At 73.1% G+C, this 19,010-nt stretch carries 15 protein-coding genes; 8 read left to right on the top strand and 7 right to left on the bottom strand.

The genetic code is table 11. The features are described 5' to 3' along the window. Positions 1–8 precede the first annotated feature (8 nt). The 3 genes from ACWD4U_RS06130 to ACWD4U_RS06120 all read left to right on the top strand — a co-directional run bounded on the left by ACWD4U_RS06130 (position 9) and on the right by ACWD4U_RS06120 (position 1,808). Positions 9–875, top strand: a complete 867-nt coding sequence (locus ACWD4U_RS06130; protein WP_363459905.1) for an SDR family oxidoreductase — start codon at positions 9–11, stop codon at positions 873–875. A gap of 67 nt (positions 876–942) precedes the next feature. Then, a complete protein-coding gene (locus ACWD4U_RS06125) occupies positions 943–1,485 on the top strand; it encodes a MerR family transcriptional regulator (protein WP_363459906.1) in 543 nt (180 codons plus the stop codon). Further along, positions 1,482–1,808, top strand: coding sequence for a hypothetical protein (locus ACWD4U_RS06120; protein ID WP_363459907.1), 327 nt, complete (start codon positions 1,482–1,484; stop codon positions 1,806–1,808). The genes ACWD4U_RS06125 and ACWD4U_RS06120 overlap by 4 nt, the downstream gene beginning before the upstream one ends. Before the next feature lie 192 nt (positions 1,809–2,000). On the opposite strand, the gene ACWD4U_RS06115 is transcribed toward ACWD4U_RS06120, so the two are convergent. The 5 genes from ACWD4U_RS06115 to ACWD4U_RS06095 all read right to left on the bottom strand — a co-directional run bounded on the left by ACWD4U_RS06115 (position 2,001) and on the right by ACWD4U_RS06095 (position 8,437). Further along, positions 2,001–3,251, bottom strand: coding sequence for an FUSC family protein (locus tag ACWD4U_RS06115; protein WP_363459908.1), 1,251 nt, complete (start codon positions 3,249–3,251; stop codon positions 2,001–2,003). A 120-nt stretch (positions 3,252–3,371) separates the two neighbouring features. Then, complete coding sequence (locus tag ACWD4U_RS06110) at positions 3,372–5,123, bottom strand: glycoside hydrolase family 35 protein (RefSeq protein WP_363459909.1); 1,752 nt, start codon at positions 5,121–5,123, stop codon at positions 3,372–3,374. Between the two features lie 70 nt (positions 5,124–5,193). Next, positions 5,194–6,528: an ABC transporter substrate-binding protein gene (locus ACWD4U_RS06105; RefSeq protein ID WP_363459910.1), complete on the bottom strand. Its 1,335-nt coding sequence runs from the start codon at positions 6,526–6,528 to the stop codon at positions 5,194–5,196. Between the two features lie 47 nt (positions 6,529–6,575). Continuing rightward, positions 6,576–7,472, bottom strand: coding sequence for a carbohydrate ABC transporter permease (locus ACWD4U_RS06100; RefSeq protein ID WP_363459911.1), 897 nt, complete (start codon positions 7,470–7,472; stop codon positions 6,576–6,578). Then, entirely contained in the window at positions 7,469–8,437 is a 969-nt protein-coding gene (locus ACWD4U_RS06095; RefSeq protein ID WP_449787117.1) for a carbohydrate ABC transporter permease, read from the bottom strand. The genes ACWD4U_RS06100 and ACWD4U_RS06095 overlap by 4 nt, the downstream gene beginning before the upstream one ends. A 373-nt stretch (positions 8,438–8,810) precedes the next feature. Here ACWD4U_RS06095 and ACWD4U_RS06090 point away from each other — a divergent pair, with 373 nt between their 5' ends. The 4 genes from ACWD4U_RS06090 to ACWD4U_RS06075 all read left to right on the top strand — a co-directional run bounded on the left by ACWD4U_RS06090 (position 8,811) and on the right by ACWD4U_RS06075 (position 13,843). After that, positions 8,811–9,860 carry a substrate-binding domain-containing protein gene (locus ACWD4U_RS06090; RefSeq protein WP_363459912.1) on the top strand — a complete coding sequence of 350 codons (1,050 nt, stop codon included), beginning with the start codon at positions 8,811–8,813 and terminating at the stop codon, positions 9,858–9,860. A 120-nt stretch (positions 9,861–9,980) separates the two neighbouring features. Next, on the top strand, positions 9,981–11,546 hold the full coding sequence (locus tag ACWD4U_RS06085; protein WP_363459913.1) for a sugar ABC transporter ATP-binding protein: 1,566 nt from the start codon (positions 9,981–9,983) through the stop codon (positions 11,544–11,546). After that, on the top strand, positions 11,543–12,577 hold the full coding sequence (locus ACWD4U_RS06080) for an ABC transporter permease (RefSeq protein WP_363459914.1): 1,035 nt from the start codon (positions 11,543–11,545) through the stop codon (positions 12,575–12,577). The genes ACWD4U_RS06085 and ACWD4U_RS06080 overlap by 4 nt, the downstream gene beginning before the upstream one ends. 222 nt (positions 12,578–12,799) lie before the next feature. Then, on the top strand, positions 12,800–13,843 hold the full coding sequence (locus tag ACWD4U_RS06075; RefSeq protein ID WP_363459915.1) for a LacI family DNA-binding transcriptional regulator: 1,044 nt from the start codon (positions 12,800–12,802) through the stop codon (positions 13,841–13,843). A gap of 63 nt (positions 13,844–13,906) precedes the next feature. Here the strand turns inward: ACWD4U_RS06075 and ACWD4U_RS06070 are convergent, their stop codons facing one another. Further along, on the bottom strand, positions 13,907–16,339 hold the full coding sequence (locus ACWD4U_RS06070) for an RICIN domain-containing protein (RefSeq protein WP_363451441.1): 2,433 nt from the start codon (positions 16,337–16,339) through the stop codon (positions 13,907–13,909). Positions 16,340–16,459: 120 nt separating this feature from the next. Continuing rightward, positions 16,460–17,902, bottom strand: coding sequence for an RICIN domain-containing protein (locus ACWD4U_RS06065; RefSeq protein WP_363451443.1), 1,443 nt, complete (start codon positions 17,900–17,902; stop codon positions 16,460–16,462). Positions 17,903–18,187: 285 nt separating this feature from the next. Between ACWD4U_RS06065 and ACWD4U_RS06060 the strand changes: the two genes are divergently transcribed. Beyond that, positions 18,188–18,988, top strand: a complete 801-nt coding sequence (locus ACWD4U_RS06060; protein ID WP_363451445.1) for a DeoR/GlpR family DNA-binding transcription regulator — start codon at positions 18,188–18,190, stop codon at positions 18,986–18,988. The last annotated feature ends 22 nt before the right edge of the window (positions 18,989–19,010 follow it).

The raw sequence follows: 19,010 nt of genomic DNA, 5'->3' as shown, positions 1-19,010 counted from the left end.
GGGTGCACATGCACGGGGAGAGGGCAGGCATGCACGGCGAGGCGGCGCACCAGCACGGTGAGGCGGCGCACCAGCAGGGCGAGACGGCGCACCTGCACGGGGAGGCGGAAGACATGCGTGGGGAGAGGGAAGACATGTACGGGGAGCGGGCGCACGTGGACGGGCGTGTCGCACTGGTCGTCGGCGGGACTTCCGGGATCGGGCTGGCCGCCGCGCGGCAGCTGCGGGGTCGGGGGGCGACGGTGCACGTGGTCGGGCGGAGTGAGAAGCGGCTGGCGGCGGTGGCGGTGAGCGATCCGGAGCTGGTGGGGCACCGTGCGGACGGTGGCAGCCGGGAGGAGATCGCGGCGGTGCTGGCGAAGGTCGGTCGGATCGACTGGCTGGTGGTCGCGCTGAGTGGCGCGGAGGGCGCGGGAGCCTTCGCCGAGCTCGACCTGGACGCGTTGCGCGGGGCCTTCGACGCCAAGTTCTGGGGACAGTTGACGACTGTTCAGGCGGCGCTGCCGCACCTGGCCGAGGACGCGTCGATCACCCTGGTCACCGCGATCACCGCCCGCACCGGCATGGCGGGGACGGCCGGACTGGCGGCCGTGAACGGGGCGCTGGAGGCGGTGGTCCGGCCGCTCGCGGTGGAGCTCGCCCCGCGTCGGGTGAACGCGGTCTCGCCCGGCCTGGTCGACACCCCCTGGTGGGACGGCCTGCCGAAGGACGCCCGCGAGGCGTACTTCGCCCAGGCGGCCGCCCAGTTGCCCGTCCGCCGGATCGCCACTGCGGCGGACGTCGCCGAGGTGGTGGCACTGGTCGCCGCCAACCCCAACCTCACCGGCACGGTGCTGGAGGCGGACGGCGGCCTGCGCCTGGTCACCCTCGCCTGAACCCGAAAAGGCTGCCCATGACCGCAAGGGTTGCCCCTGCCCCTGGGGGAGGGGGCACAGTGGCGGCGTGCACGAGGACCGGATCACCGGGGCAGACCTGATCACCGTCGGCGAGCTCGCCGCGCGGACCCGACTGAGCCTCAAGGCCCTGCGGCTGTACGGCGAGCGCGGCCTGCTGGTGCCCGCCCGGGTGGATCCGCGGACGCGGGTCCGGCGGTACGGGGCGGCCGCGGTCGAGCGGGCGCGGCGGATCGTGCTGCTGCGGGCGGCGGGCATGCCGCTGGCCCGGATCGCGGCGGTGCTGGCCGGCGACGGCGAGACGGCGGCGGGACTGCTCGCCGCGTACTGGCGGGAGCAGGAGTCGGTGCACGCGGCCCGCCGGGAGGCGGTGGGCTACGCCACGGCCGTACTGACCGGAGGGAGGGCGAGCATGTACGAGATCGCCGAGCGCGAGGTGCCCGAGCAGAAGGTGTTGTTCGTCCAACGTCGGGTGACCGCAGGTGAGTTGCCCGGAATTTGGAGGCGGCGACCGGGCTGTTGTTCGATCACCTGGGGGCGACGGGGGCGTGCCTGTCCGGGCCGGTGTTCGTGCTGTACCACGGGCTGGTGAGCGAGGACTCGGACGGGCGGGTCGAGGTCTGCGCCCCGACCGCGAACCGGCTGGAGCCGGCCGGGCCGGTCGGGGTGCGGATCGAGCCCGCGCGGCGCGAGGCGTACACCGAGCTGACGAAGCGGCATGACGGCTTTGCCGCGATGGCCGCCGCGCATCACGCGGTGTCCGCCTGGGTGGAGGCGCGCGGCCACCGGCGCGGCCCGGCCGACCGGGAGGTGTACCACCCGAACTGGGCGACCGCCGCGCCGGACGAGCACGTGGTCGACGTGGCGGTGCCGTTCGGCACGGAGGGTCGGGCACCACGGAATCCGTCCGACTGACCGGGCCCCGAGCCGTCCGGCTCGCACTGACTGTCGGTCAGCACGGCGGATCAGGGCGTTAGATCAGGACGATGGATCAGAACAGTCGACCAGGACGGCGGACCAAGACGATCGATCAGGACGGCGGACCAAGACGGTCGATCATGACGCCGGACCAGGACGCCGGACCAGGACGGCAGACCAGGACGGGGCTCACGCCGCCTGGTCGGCGGAGCGGCGGCGGCGTCGGGGCCGCAGGCGTTCGCCGCGGGCGAGGCGGCGCAGGCCGGCGAAGCGGGAGAAGCGTTCGCGGTTGGCGACGGAGGCGCGGTCGAGTTCCTCCATCAGGCGGCGGCCGCGGTGCTCCAGGTCGAGCTCGTCCAGGATGCGGTCGACCTCGGCGAGCAGGGAGCCGTGCAGTTGCCAGGCCTCGGGGTGTTCCTGGACGCGGCGCAGCAGCAGTTGGGCGACGTTCTCGCGGCTGGCCCAGGCCGCGGCGAGTTCGGCGGTGAGGCGGCGTTCGGCCTCCTCGGCGTTGCGGCTGACCTGCGTGGTGACCAGCACCGCGAAGGAGACCAGGGCGCCGCCGAGGTGGCCGAGCAGCTCTTCCAGGGCGAGCGACACCTCGGGCGGGAAGAGCCGCTCGCCGGGGCCGCGGCGTTTGGCCAGGTCGGTGAGCGAGCGGGCGATCACCCGGATCACCACGACGCAGATCTCCAGGGTGTCCAGGCCGGTGCGCAGCACCAGCCGGGAGAGCAGGCCCTCGCTGATCCGCGGGTTGAGGCGCAGGCTGTCCTCGGCCTGCCGCAGCGCGCCGTCCACGCCGGCGATGGCCTGGTCGAGCCGGCGGGCCTCGTGCAGGCGTTCGGCGGCGCGGGCGACGGGGGTGGGGGCGCCGAGCTGCTCGGCGATGTCGAGCAGGAGCTGGCGGGCCCGCCGGGCGAGGTCCTCGATGGACTCGCCGGCGGTGTCCACCCACACGGGCGGGGCGAAGACCAGGTTGAAGAGCAGGCCGACCGCGGCGCCGATCAGGGTCTCCAGGACCCGGTCCCAGGCCTGCTCGGTGACCTGGGAGACGCCGAGGATCAGCATCGCGCTGATCGCCACCTCCTGGACGAACTCGTCGACCCTGACGAACCGTCCGATGATCAGCGAGGCCAGGATGATGAGCCCGAGGCTCCACCAGGACAGGCCGACCACGGCGGAGAAGCCGATGGCGATCAGTACGCCGACCACCACCGAGTTGACCCGGCGGATGCTGGTCTTGAGGGTGGAGTAGACGGTCACCTGCACCACCAGCAGTGCGGTGAGCGGCGCGGTCAGCGGCACCGGTTCGCTGCTCAGCCAGGTCGCCACCACGTACGAGAGCGTGGCGGCCACGGTGGCCCGGACGGTCTGCACGACGAACGGCTCCCGGGCGCTGCGGCGCAGCACCGCGGCGAGGGATTCCGGTAGAAGGGCCATGCCGCCCTTCTTTCCCCGCCGCGGCCCCTCACACCGCCTGTCCGGCCCCGCGTTGACCCGAAGGCGCTACGGCGGGGCGCGGCGATGGCCCGAAGGCGCTACGGCGGGGGCCGGACGGCGCTACTCCTCGGTCGGCCCGAGGTCGGCCCGACCGCGGAGGTCGACGGTCGGGACGTGCGGTGCGGCGTGCAGCTCCAGGACGGTGAGTTCGTTCGGCCCCGGGCGCAGGACGGGGCCGGGGACGTAGAGCGAGCGCTGCGGGCCGCGGGACCAGTAGCGGCCGAGGTGGAAGCCGTTGATCCAGGCGTTGCCCTTGGTCCAGCCGGGCAGGTGGAGGAAGGTGTCGGCGGGGGTGTCGACGTGGAAGGTGCCGCGGCGGAACACGGGTCCGGTGACGGGGCCCGCGGCGGCGGTGAAGGAGAGCTCGTCGAGGTCGGTGAGGGGCAGTGGCAGGCTGGTCCAGCCGGTGAGTTCGACGCCGTTCAGCAGCACCGGCCCGACCAGTCCCTTGCGGTCGTGCAGGCCTTCGCCGTAGTTGACCCGGCCCTGGTTCTCCACCAGCAGGCGCAGCACGCTGCCGGCCCGCGGGACGTGGAAGGCCAGCGCCCGCTGGTGGTTCTCGCGTTCCAGCACGCCGACGGGCTGTCCGTCGACGAAGACCTGGGCGCGGTCGCGGACCTCCGTGACCTCCAGCACCGCGGGCCCGGCGGCGGGCAGGATCGCCTTGTACAGCGTGAACCCGAAGTCCTGGCCGAGCTGCTCCATGCCGAGCGGGCGCAGCGAGGGCACCGGCGTGCCGAGGACCGGGAGTTCGGCCAGCAGCGCGGTGCCCTCGGTGAGTTCGACGCCGGGCAGCTCCAGCTTGGGCGCGGGTTCGGGGGCCGGTTCGGCGGGCGGCGGACCGTACTTGGCGAGCACCTCGCGGAAGGCGTGGTACTTCTCGGTGGGGTCGCCGGCCTCGTCGAGCGGGGCGTCGTAGTCGTAGGAGGTGACGGTGGGCCGGTAGGTGTGCTTGTCGTTGGCTCCGTTGGTGAAGCCGAAGCTGGTGCCGCCGTGGAACATGTAGAGGTTGACGGAGGCTCCGGCGGCGAGCAGCTCCTCCAGTTCGCGGGCCGCGCCGGCGGGGTCGCGCACCACGTGCCGGCCGCCCCAGCGGTCGAACCAGCCGTTCCAGAACTCGGTGCACAACTGCGGTCCGGTGGGCTGCAGTTCGCGCAGGGCGGCGAGGCCCTCGCGGGAGCGGCTGCCGAAGTTGACGGTGGCCAGGGTGCCGGGCAGCGAGCCGCGGACCAGGTCGCCGGGCTGGTCGCAGGTGAACAGCGGGACGTCCACGCCGAGCCGGCGCAGCAGGGCGGCGAGCTGGGCGAGGTGGTCGGTGCGGTCGCTGTACGCGCCGAACTCGTTCTCCACCTGGACGGCGAGCACCGGGCCGCCGCGGGTGGCGAGGCGGTCCAGCAGCGGGGGGATCAGCTCGGTGAAGTACGCCTCCACGGCGCGCAGGTACGCCGGGTGCATGCTGCGCAGCCGCATGCCGGGCTCGGCGAGCAGCCAGGACGGCAGCCCGCCGCCCTCCCATTCGGCGCAGATGTACGGCCCGGGCCGCAGCAGGACGTGCAGCCCCTCGGCGGCGGCCAGGTCGAGGAAGGCCGGCAGGTCGAGTCCGCCGTCCATCCGGAACTCGCCGGGCCGGGGCTCGTGGAGGTTCCAGGGGACGTACGTCTCCACCGTGTTGAGGCCCATCAGCCGAGCCTTGCGGAGCCGGTCGGCCCACTGCCCGGGGTGGACCCGGAAGTAGTGCAGTCCACCGGAGAGGATGCGGAACGGGGCGCCGTCGAGGGTGAACTCGTCGCCGGCGGTGTCGAGGAGGGGCATGGCGTTCGCTGCTCCTGGGAGGTTCGGGGGCGGGGCCGGCGCCCGGGGTGTGCGGGCGCCGGCCCCGGGGTCACGGGGAGGTGACCTTGAAGCCCTGCTGGGTGCCGTAGTCGGTGATGCGCTTCTGCCAGGCCGTCAGGCCGGGGTTCAGGCCGGTGGTCATCGACTGGCCGACGGTGTCCTTGAAGACCGAGTTGGCGTACACCTGGAAGGGCAGGTACTGCCAGCCCTTGCCGACGGCGGCGGAGGAGGCGGCGAAGACCTGGTTGGCGGGCTGGCCGCCGAGCGAGTCCAGCGGCTTGTCGAGGAACGCCGGGTCCTTGAGCAGCTCGGTGGTGGCCGGGAAGAGGCCGTTCGCGTTGAGCGAGCGGACCGCCTGCGGGTCGGAGTTCAGCCAGATCGCGAACGCCGCGGCGGCGGCCTGGTGCTTGCTGGTGGCGGGCACGCCGACGGCCGAACCGCCGTTCTCCGCCGAGACGTTGTCGCCCGCGGCCCACTGCGGCATCGGTGCGGCCCGCCAGTCCTTGGCGGTGTCGGGGATGGTGGAGGCGATGTTGCCGGGCGCCCAGGCGCCGGTCATCCACATCGCGTACCGGCCCTGGCCCATGCCCTGCCACCACTCGTTGGTCCAGCCGGGCGCCGGGTCGACCAGCTTGCGGGCGACCAGCGAGGACCACAGGTCGGCGACCTTCTTCGCGCCCGGGTTCTGCAGGTCGACGGCGACGCCGGTGGCGTCCTTCTGCTGGAACGGGCGGCCGCCGGCCTGCCAGATCAGGCTGTCCAGGCCGCCGGCGTCGCCGGGGTCGATCGAGGTGATGAACCGGTTCGGGTCGGACTCCTTGATCTTGATCGCGGCGGCCTCGAACTCGGCCCAGGTCTTCGGCGGTTGCAGGCCGAGCTGGTCGAAGAGCTTCTTGTTGTAGAACATCGCCATCGGGCCGGTGTCCTGCGGGATCGCGTAGACGCCGTCGGCGACCGCGACCTGCGACCAGGCGGAGGCGGTGAACTTGGACTCCAGGTCGGCCGCGCCGTACTGCTTGAGGTTCACCAGCCGCTTGGAGAGCGCGAACTCGGGCAGCGCGAAGTACTCGATCTGGGCGACGTCCGGGCCGCCGCTGCCGGCCTTGATGGCGGTCTGCAGCTTGGTGTACTCGGTGGCGGACTGGCCGGCGTTGACGATCTCGACCTTGATCTTCGGGTACTTCTGCTCGAACAGCGCGACGGTCTTGTCGAGGTTCGGCGCCCAGGTCCAGAAGGTCAGCGTGGTGGGGGTGTCCAGCGCCGCGGCGGCGTCGCCGGGCGCGGCGGCGGGGGAGGCGCCGGAGCTGCACGCGGTCAGGCCGAGCAGCAGCGCGGCGGCCGGGACGAGCGCCGCGAGTCTGCGGCGGGCGGGTGCGGGAGTCATGATCGGGTTCCTTGCTGTGGTGGTGGGGTGAGCGAGGTGACGGGGAATCACTCCTTGACGCTTCCGGCGGACAGCCCGGACTGCCAGAAGCGCTGGAGGAAGAGGAAGGCGACGACCAGCGGGACGATCGCCAGCAGGCTCCCGGTGACGACCAGGGGGTAGAAGCCGGTGGTGGTGGCACCGCTGCCGGCCGCGCCGGTGGCCAGCGCGTTCCACTGGTTGAGGCCGACGGTCAGCGGGAACCACTTCGGGTCGCTGAGCACGATCAGCGGCAGGAAGTAGTTGTTCCAGGTGGCCACCAGCGCGAACAGCAGCACGGTGACGAAGCCGGGGGCGAGCTGCCGCAGCGCGATGGTGAAGAAGGTCCGCAGCTCGCCGGCGCCGTCGATGCGGGCGGCCTCGAGCATCGAGTCGGGCACCGCCTCGGCGGCGTACACCCGCATCAGGTAGACGCCGAACGGGCTGACCAGGGACGGCAGCAGCACCGCCCACGGCGTGTCGGTGAGGCCGGCCTTGCTGAACAGCAGGTAGGTGGGCACGGCCAGGGCGGTGCCGGGGATGGCGATCGCGCCGAGCACCACCGCGGAGAGCGCGGTGCGCCCGCGGAAGCGGTACTTGGCGAGTCCGTAGCCGGCCGCGGTGGCGATGAACGCCGCGCCGCCCGCGCCGACCACCGCGTACAGCAGCGTGTTGGCGAACCAGCGCAGGTAGATCCCGCCGTCGTAGCTCAGCACGTCCGCCAGGTTGTCGAACAGGTGGAAGCCGTGGCCGAACCACAGGCCGAAGCCGTCCATCAGCGAGGCGGTGTCCTTGGTGCTGGCCAGGAACAGCCACACCAGCGGGAGCAGGGCGTAGCCCAGCATCAGCGCCATGGCCAGGGTGAGCGTGTTGCTGGCGCGGCGTCGGTTGCGACGGCGGCCGGCGGTGTTCTGACGTGTCGTCACCGGCCCGTCCCCTTCCGCATCGAGCGCAGCTGCACGGCGTAGGCGACCACGGCGGTGACCCCGCCGAGGACCACGGCGACGGCTGCCGAGTAGTTGAACTGCTGGCCGTTGAAGGCCAGGTTGTAGGCGTACATGTTGGGCGTGTAGCTGGTGGAGACCACGCCGGGCGCCAGCGACTGCAGCACGTTCGGCTCGTTGAACAGCTGGAAGGTGCCGATGATCGAGAACACCGTGGCCAGCACCAGCGCCGGTCGCACGGCGGGGAGTTTGATGCTCCACGCCTTGCGGAACTCGCCCGCGCCGTCCAGCTCCGCCGCCTCGTACAGCTCGGCCGGCACGATGCGCAGCGCGGCGTAGAGGATCAGCATGTTGTAGCCGGTGTACTCCCAGGTGACGACGTTGCCGATGGAGGCGAGCATCCAGGACGGGCCCAGCAGGTCGGGCAGCTTGGTGCCGAAGAAGTCGCCCAGCTGGCCGGCCAGTCCGAACCGGTCGCCGTACAGGTAGCCCCACATCAGCGAGGCGACCACGGCGGGCACCGCGTACGGGATGAACAGGCCGATCCGGAACAGGCCCGGGCGGCGCAGCCGGCCGCTGTCGACCGCGAGCGCGGCCACCAGCGCGAGGCCCAGCATCACCGGGACCTGCACCACCAGGAAGAGCAGCACCCGCCACAGGCCGGCCCGGAACAGCTCGTCGCCCAGCGCCCGCCGGTAGTTGTCCAGGCCGACGAAGACCGTGCCGCCGATCAGCCGCTCCTGGAACAGGCTCAGGTAGGCGGCGTAGCCGAGCGGTGCGGCCACCCCGATCACGAACACCACCAGGAACGGCGCGAAGAACGCCAGGCCGTACCCGCCGTGGTTGCTGCGGCGGCGCGCCCGGCGGCGGACCGGTGCGGCGGCGGGGGCGGGGCGGGAGGGTGGCCGAGAGGGGCCGGGCGTGAGGGTGCGCTGCGACGTGCTCAAGGGGAGGGCCTTTCGGCGGATGTTTACGCCAACATGACGTTGGCGTTGAGTGTTGACCCGGTGTTGCCGGGGCGTCAAGCCGTCGTCACCTCGTGATGCGGCTTCGTGATCGGACCGCGGCCGGCGCGAGCGCCCCGGCCGGTTGGTGAATCCGCAGGTCAGGGCGGACGTCGAGGGGGAGTGTCGCCCGGCTGTGGGAGCAGAAAAGCAACCGACGGGTAGGTCACGACCGGGTATCAGGTAGGTGCGTGGCTTGACTGCGACGCGGGGCCGCCCGTCTCATTGTGGCATCACGTTTGATCGTGTTCGGTTGTCTGTTGACTTTCGTGCGCTCTGCCGATCGGTCCAGACTCCTGCGCCAAGGAGCATCCCCATGACTCGAACCTCCCCCACCCGTGCCCTCGCCCCGGCGGCCCTGCTGCTCGCCCTCGGTCTGGCCGCCACCGCCTGCTCCACCGGGAAGCAGAGCGCCGCCGCAGACGGCCAGGTCGCGCCCGTCACCGGGAAGATCTCGATCACCTACCTGCAGAAGCAGGGCGACCAGGAGTACTTCGTCGGCGAGGCGGCCGGCGCCAAGGCCAAGGCCGCCGAGCTCGGCATCGACCTGAAGGTGGTGAACCTCGGCAACGACGCCAACAAGACGGTCAGCGAGGTGCAGTCCGCCGTCGCGCAGAAGTCCGACGGCCTGATCATCGTGGTGCCGGACCCCGCGGTCGGCCCGCAGGTGGTGCAGACCGCCCGGGACGCCAAGGTCGCGCTGCTCACCTCCGACGACCAGATCTGCGCCAACGGCCCCGACCCGTCCGCCTGCGCCAAGGAGCAGCTGGTGCCGCGGATCGGCTTCTCCGGCGCGCAGATGGGCGGCGAGGTCGGCAAGCGCGCCGCCGCGGAGTTCAGGAAGGCGGGCTGGAACCCGGCCGAGACCCGGACGATCTCCGCCTGGAAGCAGGACGTCACGGTCTGCGGTGACCGGGTCAAGGCGGCGAAGGACGCCTTCGCGGCGGGCGCGGGCGCCGAGGTGAAGAACATCGACGTCGCCACCGACAACACCCCGACCGGCGCGCAGGACAAGGTCGCCGCGACCGTCACCGCCAACCCGGGCGTCAAGCACTGGGTGGTGTGGGGCTGCAACGACGAGAACGTGCAGGGCGGCGTCACCGCGCTGGCCAACGCCGGGGTCAAGGCGGACGACGTGATCGGCGTCGGCCTCGGCGCCTACCTGGCCTGCAAGGACTGGAACAGCGGGCAGCCCACCGGCATGAAGGCCGCGCTGTTCATCAACGGCAAGGACGTCGGCGCGCTCGCCGTCCAGACCATGTACGACCGGCTGAAGAACGGCAAGGAGATGCCGGCCGAGGCGTTCGCCCCGACCAAGATGGTCGACGCCACGAGCTGGAAGGACGCCGGCGTCAGCTGCGGCTGACCCAGGCCAGGCCGGCCCCGACCGCCCCGACCGGGGCCGGCCCCGCGACACCCCCGGCCCGCACGCCCCTGCCGGGCCGGGGGCCCCACCGCCCGACCGAACGCCCCGAGGTGACCCGCCATGACCACCCCACCCGTACCCTCCGCGTCCCCGCCCGCCTCGGCCGGCGTGGTCGGGCTGACCAAGCGATTCGGCGCCGTCCAGGCCCTCGGCGGGGTCACCCTGGACTTCCCGGCCGGCCGCGTCACCGCGCTGATGGGCGAGAACGGCGCCGGCAAGTCCACCCTGCTGAAGATCCTCACCGGCGACCACCGCCCCACCGAGGGCCACCTGCTGGTCGACGGCCGCCGCATCGACCTGCGCTCCCCCTCCGAGGCCCGGGCCGCGGGCATCCGGATCATCCCGCAGGAACCCGAGATCATCCCGCACGTCTCGGTCGCCGAGAACGTCTACGCCGGCGCGCTGCCCCGCCGCGCCGGACGCCGCCTGGACCGCGCCGAACTGCGCCGCCGCATCCGCGCCGACCTGGACCGCCTGGGCTTCGCCGGCGTCCTCGACCCCGACCTGCTCGGCTCCGAACTCACCCCCGCCCAGCGCCAGTTGGTGGAGATCCTGCGGGCACTCACCGGCCCCGCCAAGCTGATCGCCTTCGACGAGCCGACCTCCTCGCTCTCCGAGCAGGAGACCGAGGCCCTGTTCGCCCTGATCGGACGGCTGCGCGAACAGGGCGTCGCCGTCGTCTACGTCTCGCACCGGATGCAGGAGATCTTCCGGCTCGCCGACCGGATCGCGGTGCTCCGCGACGGCGAACTCGCCGGCGTCCAGGACGCCCGCGACACCGACGAGGGCGCACTGGTACGGCTGATGGTCGGCCGTGACCTGACCTCGGCCTTCAGCCGGCGCCGGGTCGCCACCGACCGGCTGGTGCTCGACGTGCGCGGCCTGACCACCGACCAGGTCCGCGACATCGACCTGCGGGTGCACGCCGGCGAGGTGGTGGGCCTGGCCGGACTGATCGGCGCGGGCCGCTCCGAACTCGCCCTCGCGCTGGCCGGCGACCTGCCGGTCCGGTCCGGCACCGCCACCCTCGACGGCCGGTCGCTGACCGGCGGCGGCCCGCGCGCCGCGATCCGGGCCGGCCTGGCCCTGGCCCCCGAGGAGCGCAAGGCGCAGGCGCTGTTCCTGCACCGCTCGATCCGCGACAACACCTCGCTCGCGGTGCTCGGACGGCTGCGCCGCCTGCGCTTCGTACGCCGCGCCGCCGAACGCGAGCTGGCCCGCGGCTACGCCGAGCGGCTGCGGGTGCGCACCCCCTCGATCGAGCAGGAGGTCCGCACCCTGTCCGGCGGCAACCAGCAGAAGGTGGTGCTGGCCCGCTGGCTGGCCCGCGAGCCCGCGCTGCTGATCCTCGACGAGCCGACCCGGGGCATCGACGTCGGCGCCAAGGCGGAGATCTACCAGATCATCGCCGACCTGGCCGAACAGGGCGTGGCCCTGCTGGTGATCTCCTCCGAACTGCCCGAACTGCTCGGCCTGGCCGACCGGATCGTGGTCATGCAGGACGGCCGGATCACCGGCGAGCTCGACCGCTCCGCGGCCACCGAGGAGGCGGTCCTGCAACTCGCCATGGCCGACGACCTCCGCCCCCACGCCACTGCCGTCCCCGCGCAAGGAGAGCCCGCATGACCACCCTGTCCAGCCCGCCGACCCGGTCCGAGGCCGCCCGGTCCGCCCGCGCCGCCCGCCGCGGCCGCCCGCTCGCCGCCCTCGGCGGGCAGAACCTCAGCCTGATCGGCGCCCTGATCGCCGTCCTCGCCGTCTTCGGCACCCTGAACGACAACTACCTCAGCCTGACCAACCTCCAGGTCATCGCGGAAGCCGCGACCATCACCGGCCTGCTCGCCGTGGTGCAGACGGTGGTCATCATCTGCGGCGGCCTGGACATCTCGGTCGGCTCGCAGGCCGGAGTGGCCTCCGTGGTCTCCGCGATGGCCTTCACCTCCGCCGGCTCCAACGCCTTCGCGGGCATCGCGGCGGCGCTCGGCGTCGGCCTGCTGGTCGGCCTGCTGAACGGCGCGGTCATCGTCTACGGCCGGGTCAACCCCACCATCGCCACCCTGGCCGGCCTCGCCGCCTACAAGGGCCTCGCCCAACTGCTCTCCGACGGCCGGGCCCAGGGCTACGTGCTCGGCGACGACGTCTTCGTCTTCCTCGGCCGCGGGAAGATCGGCGGACTCCCCGTGATGGTGTGGCTGCTGATCCTGGTCGCGCTCGCCGTGCACGTGCTGCTGAAGTACACCGACCTGGGCCGCAACCTCTACGCCGTCGGCGGCAACGACACCGCCGCCCGCCTCGCCGGCATCAGCATCAACAAGTACCTGATCGCCGTCTACGGCCTGATCGGCGTGGTCGCCGCCGTTGCCGGCGTGCTGCTCACCGCCCGTACCGGCAGCGGCCAGCCCACCTCGGGCAGCGAGGGCCTCGAGCTGAAGGCGATCACCGCGGCCGCCCTCGGCGGCTGCGCGCTCAAGGGCGGCAAGGGCGGCGTCGGCGGCACCCTGCTGGCCGTCGCCCTGCTCGGCGCGCTGGAGAACGGCCTCACCGTGCAGGGCATCAACTCCTTCTGGCAGAACGTCGCCCAGGGCGCCCTGCTGGTGGCCGCGGTGGTCATCCAGCAGCGCCGCAGCGGCGAACGGGCCGTCGGGCTACCCGCCTGACGTCCCCCCGGATCCCCGTCCCCACCACCGCCGGGCCCGCCACGGGCCGCTCCACGGGCGTAGCAGCCCGGGCCGGCGGGCGGGGGCGGACGGCGGGCGGCCGTTGAGGGTCGGCCCACCCGCCGCGAACACCGCCCCGGTTGCTGCCGGCAACCGGGGCGGTGGTTTTGCCGCGCCCGCGTCCCGCTACCATGTTCACGCAGACATGATGGAGGGACCGGTATGGACCAGCAGACGCCCGGCGGGATCGCCCGCGGCAAGTCCCGGCCGCCCTCGCAGGCCGACGTCGCCGCCCTCGCCGGGGTCTCCTCGCAGACCGTGTCCCGGGTCGCGAACAACCGCAGCAACGTCGAGCCGGAGACCCGCGACCGGGTGCTCTCGGCCATGCGGATCCTCGGCTACCAGCGCAACAGCGCGGCCCGGGCACTCACCCTGGGCCGCTTCCACGTGCTCGGCGTGGTCACCTTCGACGTCACCGCGCAGGGCAACGCCCGCACCCTCGCCGCGATCTCCCGCGCCGCGCAGCGGGCCGGCTACTCGCTGAACGTCGTGTGCGTCGAGGACCAGACCGAGCGCGCCGTGCAGCAGGCCGTCCGCCAGCTCACCGACCAGGCCGTCGACGGCCTGGTGGTGATCGAGGCGCAGATCCTCGACCGGCCCGGCTTCAGCGTCACCTCCGGCGTCCCGGTGGTGGTCGCCGACGGCGACCCCGAGCGCCGCTTCCCCTCCGTCGACACCGACCAGGCGGCGGGCGCCGCGGCCGCCACCCGGCACCTGCTCGACCTCGGCCACCGCACCGTCTGGCACATCGGCGGCCCGCACGACTCCTACGCCGCCCGCCGCCGCGCCGCCGCCTGGCACGCCACCCTGAAGGCGGCCGGCGCGCCGACCCCGCCGCTGCGCTACAGCGACTGGACCGCCGCCGCCGGCTACCGGATCGGGCAGGAGCTGGCCGCCCGCTCCGACGTCACCGCGGTCTTCGCCGCCAACGACCACCTGGCGCTCGGCCTGGTCCGCGCCCTGCACGAGGCCGGCCGCCGAGTCCCCGAGGACGTCAGCGTGGTCGGCTTCGACGACCTGCCCGAGGCGTCCTACTACCTGCCGCCGCTCACCACCGTCCGGCAGGACTTCGAGGAGGTCGGGCGGCTCTGCGTGGCCCGGCTGCTCGCCCAGATCGAGTCCCCGGACGACCCGGCCTCGGCGGGTCCACCGGTCGCGGTCACGCCGCAACTGGTCGTCAGGTCCAGCACCGCGGCGCCCTCCTGACACGCCGTCGGCGGGTGTCGCCCCAGGGGTCCGGGGCGACACCCGCCGACCGTCCGCCCTGGGTCAGCCGATCAGCAGCTGCTGCCCGGGTGCCGCGGTGCACGGCTGCTGGACCAGCGCTGCGCCGTCCGCGGTGGAGCCGCCCGCGATGTCCAGGCACTTGCCGCTGTGCCGGGCCAGCAGGGTGACGTACCCGCTGCCGTTGTCACGGACCGAGAACTCCTGGTTCGGCCCGCCGTTGCAGGTGAACTGCACCACCGGTGCGCCGTCCGCCGTGGACAGGCCCGCCACGTCCAGGCACTGCCCGGTGGAGCGCGCCACCACCGTGACGTGGCCGGGGCTGCTCGGGCGCAGCGACCACTGCTGGTCGGCGGCGTTGGCGCAGGTGTGCTGGATGACCGCGGTGCCCGGGGCGGTGGCGGCGCCCGCCACGTCGACGCAGCGGCCGCTGAGCCTGACCTTCAGGGACTTGTAGGCGTCGGCCGCGGCGCTGCGCGGCGCCCAGGACTGGTTGGCACCCGTGGTGGCCTGCCAGACGCCGACCGGTGCGCCGTCGGCGGTGGACTCGCCGGTGACGTCGAGGAGCAGACCGCTGGCCTTGTTGATCAGGGTGTCGTGGCCGTCGCCGGTGGTGGAGAGCAGCCACTGCTGCTGGGTGGAGGTGCCGGCGGTGGCGAAGCCGAGGGTTCCGGCGGAGACCGACAGCGCCTTGCCGGTCCTGGCGTTGGTGATCCGGTACGCGGCGGTGGAGTCGTAGCCGCCGGCCAGCTTGGTGAAGGTCCACTGCTGGGTGGTGTCGGCGGGGTTGACGGTGCGCTGGACGGGGCCGGTGCTGCCGGCGGTGAGCGCCAGGCCGCTGCGGTCGTTGACCAGGCGGCGGACCTGGCCGGTGGGGGCGGTGGCGGCGGCCGGGGCGACGCCGTTGGCGCCGGGCAGCACGAAGGTGGTCACCGAGCCGGGGCCGACGGTGGCGGTGAGGGTCTTGGCGGCGGTGGCGCTCAGGTCGGCCTCGCGCTGCAGGTTCTTGCCGGCGTCGGTGGTGTAGCGCTGCACCGGCACGGCCTGGTCGACGGTGGCGAAGCCCGCCAGGTCGAGGGTGACGGTCTGCGCCGCGCCGGTCGAGTTGGTGTACACCGCGACCGCGCCGGTGCCGCCGGGCCGCAGCGCCGCCAGGGTGTCGGTGGAGTCGGTGCCGATCACCCGGGCGCCGGGGCGCACGAAGCGGCTGTAGTTGGCCATCGCCCAGTACTTCTTGTTGGTGCGGATCGGCTCGTTCGCCGGGTCGGCGGAGTTCAGGTCGACCTGGATCAGGCCCCAGTTGGAGTCCTCGTGGCCGGGCGTCATGTTGGTGTAGTCCTCGACGGCCTGCCACATCACCCAGGCGCCGGGCTCCAGCTCCCGTACGTCGTCGGTGATCCGGTGCGCGAAGTCGAGGGCCGGCGCCATGTCGGTGAAGCTCTGCGGCACCGAGCCGCCCAGGTCGACCTCGGACATCCACAGCGGCAGTCCGGCGCCCTTGGCGCTGTCCCGGACCCCGCCGCGCCCGCTGGTGCCGTAGGTGTGCGTGTCGAGCCTGCCGACGGCGGCGCGGGCCGCCGCCGGGTAGGCGTTCCAGTCGGTGCGGAACAGGTCGGGGTTGGTCTCGTCCATCGCCGCGATCGGGGTGTGCAGGCCGGCCCCGTCCAGGGCGGTGCGGACGGCGGTGGCCAGGTGCGCCTGCGAGGCCTGGTCCCAGTGCGAGCCCTCCTGCGGGCCGCCGGCGTGCCAGTACGAGGTGCCGGGTTCGTTCATCGGCGACAGCGAGCCGAAGGTGACGCCGCCGGCGGCCTGCGCGCGCTGCACGGATCCGGCGAGGTAGGCGGCGAAGCGGTCGTACTGGTCGGCGCGCAGGTTGTCCTTCGAGCCGTCGGCGGCGCCGGAGACCAGGCCGCTGTTGGTCATGAAGTACGGGGCGGAGTTGGAGAACGCCTCGAAGGTGTCCGCGCCGCGGCTCTTCGCGGCGGCGAGCCACCAGCGCTGGTTGGCGTCGGCCTGCGGGTTCCAGTGGTCGGGGTTGTTCGGGTCCCACCAGTTCGGCTGCTCGGTCCAGCCGGTCGGGTTCCCGCCGGGCGGGCCGTACGCGGCGGGGCGGTTCCAGTAGCCGGGCACGGCCGCGCCGGGGCGCAGGTACGGCGCGGTCTCCGGGCTGTCGCCGCCGCCGATGTTGTAGCGGGCGACGGTGAAGCCCAGCCCGTCCGGCCCGTACAGGGCGTCGGCGAGCTTGGTGCGCTCGGCGTCCGGCCAGCCGCCGGTGACGTTGGCGAACCAGGCCAGTGCGGTGCCCCAGCCCTGGAACGGCTGCTGCTGGTAGGACGGGTCGAGCCGGACGGTGACGTGCGCGGCGGCCTCCTCGGCCGCGGCGGGCGGGGCGGCCAGCAGGCCGGTGGCCAGTGCGGCGACCGCGGCGAGTGCGGTGGCCGGGCCGGTGCGGCGGCGGCGCGGGACGGGCAGGGGCATGGGTTCCTCCCGGGTGGCAGGCGGGGCGCGGACATGCGAACGGCACGCCCCTCGCCTGGCGAGGAGAGGGGCGTGCCGTGGTCGGGGGTGTGGCGGGGGTGGTGACGGGGCGTCAGCGGCTCACAGGGCGGCCGCGCCGCGCCGCCACTGCTGGTTGGCGCCGGAGTTGCAGGTCCACTGCTCCAGCCCGGTGCCGTCGGCGGTGGACTGGTTGATCACGTCCAGGCACTTGCCGGAGCGCCGGTCGACCAGCTTGACGTTGCCGCTCGCGTCGGCCTTCACGACCTGCCACTGCTGGGAGGTGGCGGTGGAGCAGGTGTTCTGCACCACAGGTGCGCCGTCCGCGGTCGAGTTGCCCGCGATGTCCAGGCACTTGCCGCTGTGCCGGGCCATCAGCTGGACGTAGCCGCCGCTCAGCGGCTTGAACCAGAAGTTCTGGTTCGCGCCGTTGCCGCAGGACCACTGGAGCAGCCCGGCGCCCGCCCCGAACGCGTAGTTGCCGACGTCGGCGCACTTGCCGCTCTGCTTCCCGGTGAGGGTCTCCCAGGTGGCGTTCATCGGGGTGACGGTGCCGGCCGCGGCGTCCACGGTGATCTGCGGGGAGTCGCCCATGGTCATGGTGGTGGCGGTGGGGAACTTCAGCGGCAGCCAGACGTACTGCGAGTCCTGGACGGTGCCGCCCATCGAGTTGCCCCAGCGGTCGCCCATGTACAGGTAGCTGGTGCCGGTGGTGCCCTGGACCGGCAGCACGTACGCGGTCTGGCTGCCGTAGGTGACGCCGTCGCCGATGTCCTGCAGGCCGCTCCAGGAGCCGGTGATGCTGCTCGCGGTGCCGTACTGCTGCTGGTTGGGGGACCAGCCGGTGGCCTGCGAGGTGAGCAGGAAGTAGACGCCGCCCCGCTTGAACAGGGCGGGCGCCTCGCGGGACTGGCCGTTCCACAGGCTCTGCACCTGGGCGTCGATGCCGGTGTAGTCGGCGGTCAGGCGGTAGACGTGCAGGTCCCGGTTCTCGTTGGCGGCGGAGACCATGTAGGCGGTGCCGTCGTCGTCGACGAAGGTGGTGATGTCGCGGGACATCTCGCCGAGCGGGCGGAAGCTGCCGCGCCAGCCGTAGTTGCCGTCCACGGTGGAGGAGACCGCGACCGCGGCCCGGGCCTCGCCGTAGTCGGCGCCGTTCTCCTTGTGCATCCACATCACGAACTGGCCGGTCGCCGCGTTGTAGATCACCTTGGGGCGCTCGATGTTGGCGGAGGCCAGCTCGGGGTCGGTGGCCTGGGTGAGCACGTGGTTGCGGAACTCCCAGGTCTTCAGGTCGGTGGAGCGGTAGGCGGAGACGTAGCGGAAGGTGTTGTCGGCGTTCCGGTCCTCGCCGAACCAGTAGTAGTACTGGCCGACCTTGATGACGCCGCCGCCGTGGGCGTGCACCACCGCGCCGGTGGTGTCGGTGAACTGGGTGCCGTTGACGATGGTCGCCGGGGCGGCGTGGGCCTCGGTGGCGCCGGTGGCGAGCGGGGCGCAGAGCGCCAGCAGGGTGCCGAGGAGCGCGACTCTGAAACGGTGCATGGGGGCTCGTACCTCTGCGGTGCGGGGGTGGGTGGGGGAGTGGCCGCCGTCTGCTCCAGCGCGTTCCGTTCGCTGATGTTGACGCAAACAAGTGGTTGTCCGAGAGTTTCCGAGCGATGTTCGGTTGTGTCAATGGTTTCCGCCAGGTAACCAGAATTTCGCTCAGTGGTGTTGAATCATGTTGGATTCGCGGGACGGGAGTGGCGCGGGGTGCGCTCGGGGCGGCTCGGGGCCGCCCTATCCTGTTGGTTCGTGAGCAAGAACCCAGAGGTGGGAGACAGACCCGTGGCGGACCCCGCACTGCTCGGCCCCCAGCGCCGGACGCTGATCCTCGACCTGGTGCGCCGGACCGGCGCCGTCCGGGTGGCGGAACTGGTGGAGCAGTTCGGCGTCTCCGACATGACGATCCGCCGGGACCTGGACGAGCTGGCCCGGGCCGGCGAGGTGGAGAAGATCTACGGCGGTGCGGTGGCCGCCGGCGCCCGGGCCGAGGAGCCCGGCTTCGAGGCCAAGGCGCAGCGCGCCTCCGGCGCCAAGGCGGCGCTGGCGGCCGCCGCGGCGGCCCTGGTGGAGCCCGGCAGCGTGGTGGCGATCTCCGCCGGTTCGACCGCGTACGCGGTGGCCGGACGGCTGCTGGAGGTGCGCGGGCTGACCGTGGTCACCAACTCGCTGCCGGTCGCCGAACTGCTGCGCGAGCACGAGGCCCGCAACCCCGGCACCGGACCGGCCCTGCTGCTGACCGGCGGCACCCCGACCCCGTCCGCTGCGCTGGTCGGCCCGCTGGCCGACCAGGCGATCCGCTCGCTGTACGTGGACGTGCTGGTGATCGGCGCGCACGGGGTCTCCGAGCGGACCGGGCTGACCACACCCAACCTGGCCGAGGCGCAGACCAACCGGGCGCTGATCGCCGCGGCGGGACGGGTGGTGGCGGTGGCCGACCACAGCAAGTGGGGCGTGGTGGGCCTGAGCGCCTTCGCGGCGCTGAACGAGGTGGACTGCTTCGTCACCGACAGCGGCCTGGACGAGCCGGCCCGCGCCGTGCTCGGTGAGCAGGTGGGCCGGCTGATCGTGGCGGACGCGCCCTGACCCGCCGCCGTCCGGCTCCGGG

This window comes from Kitasatospora sp. NPDC002522 (assembly GCF_053595195.1).
This window is presented reverse-complemented; position numbering and strand designations above follow the sequence as displayed.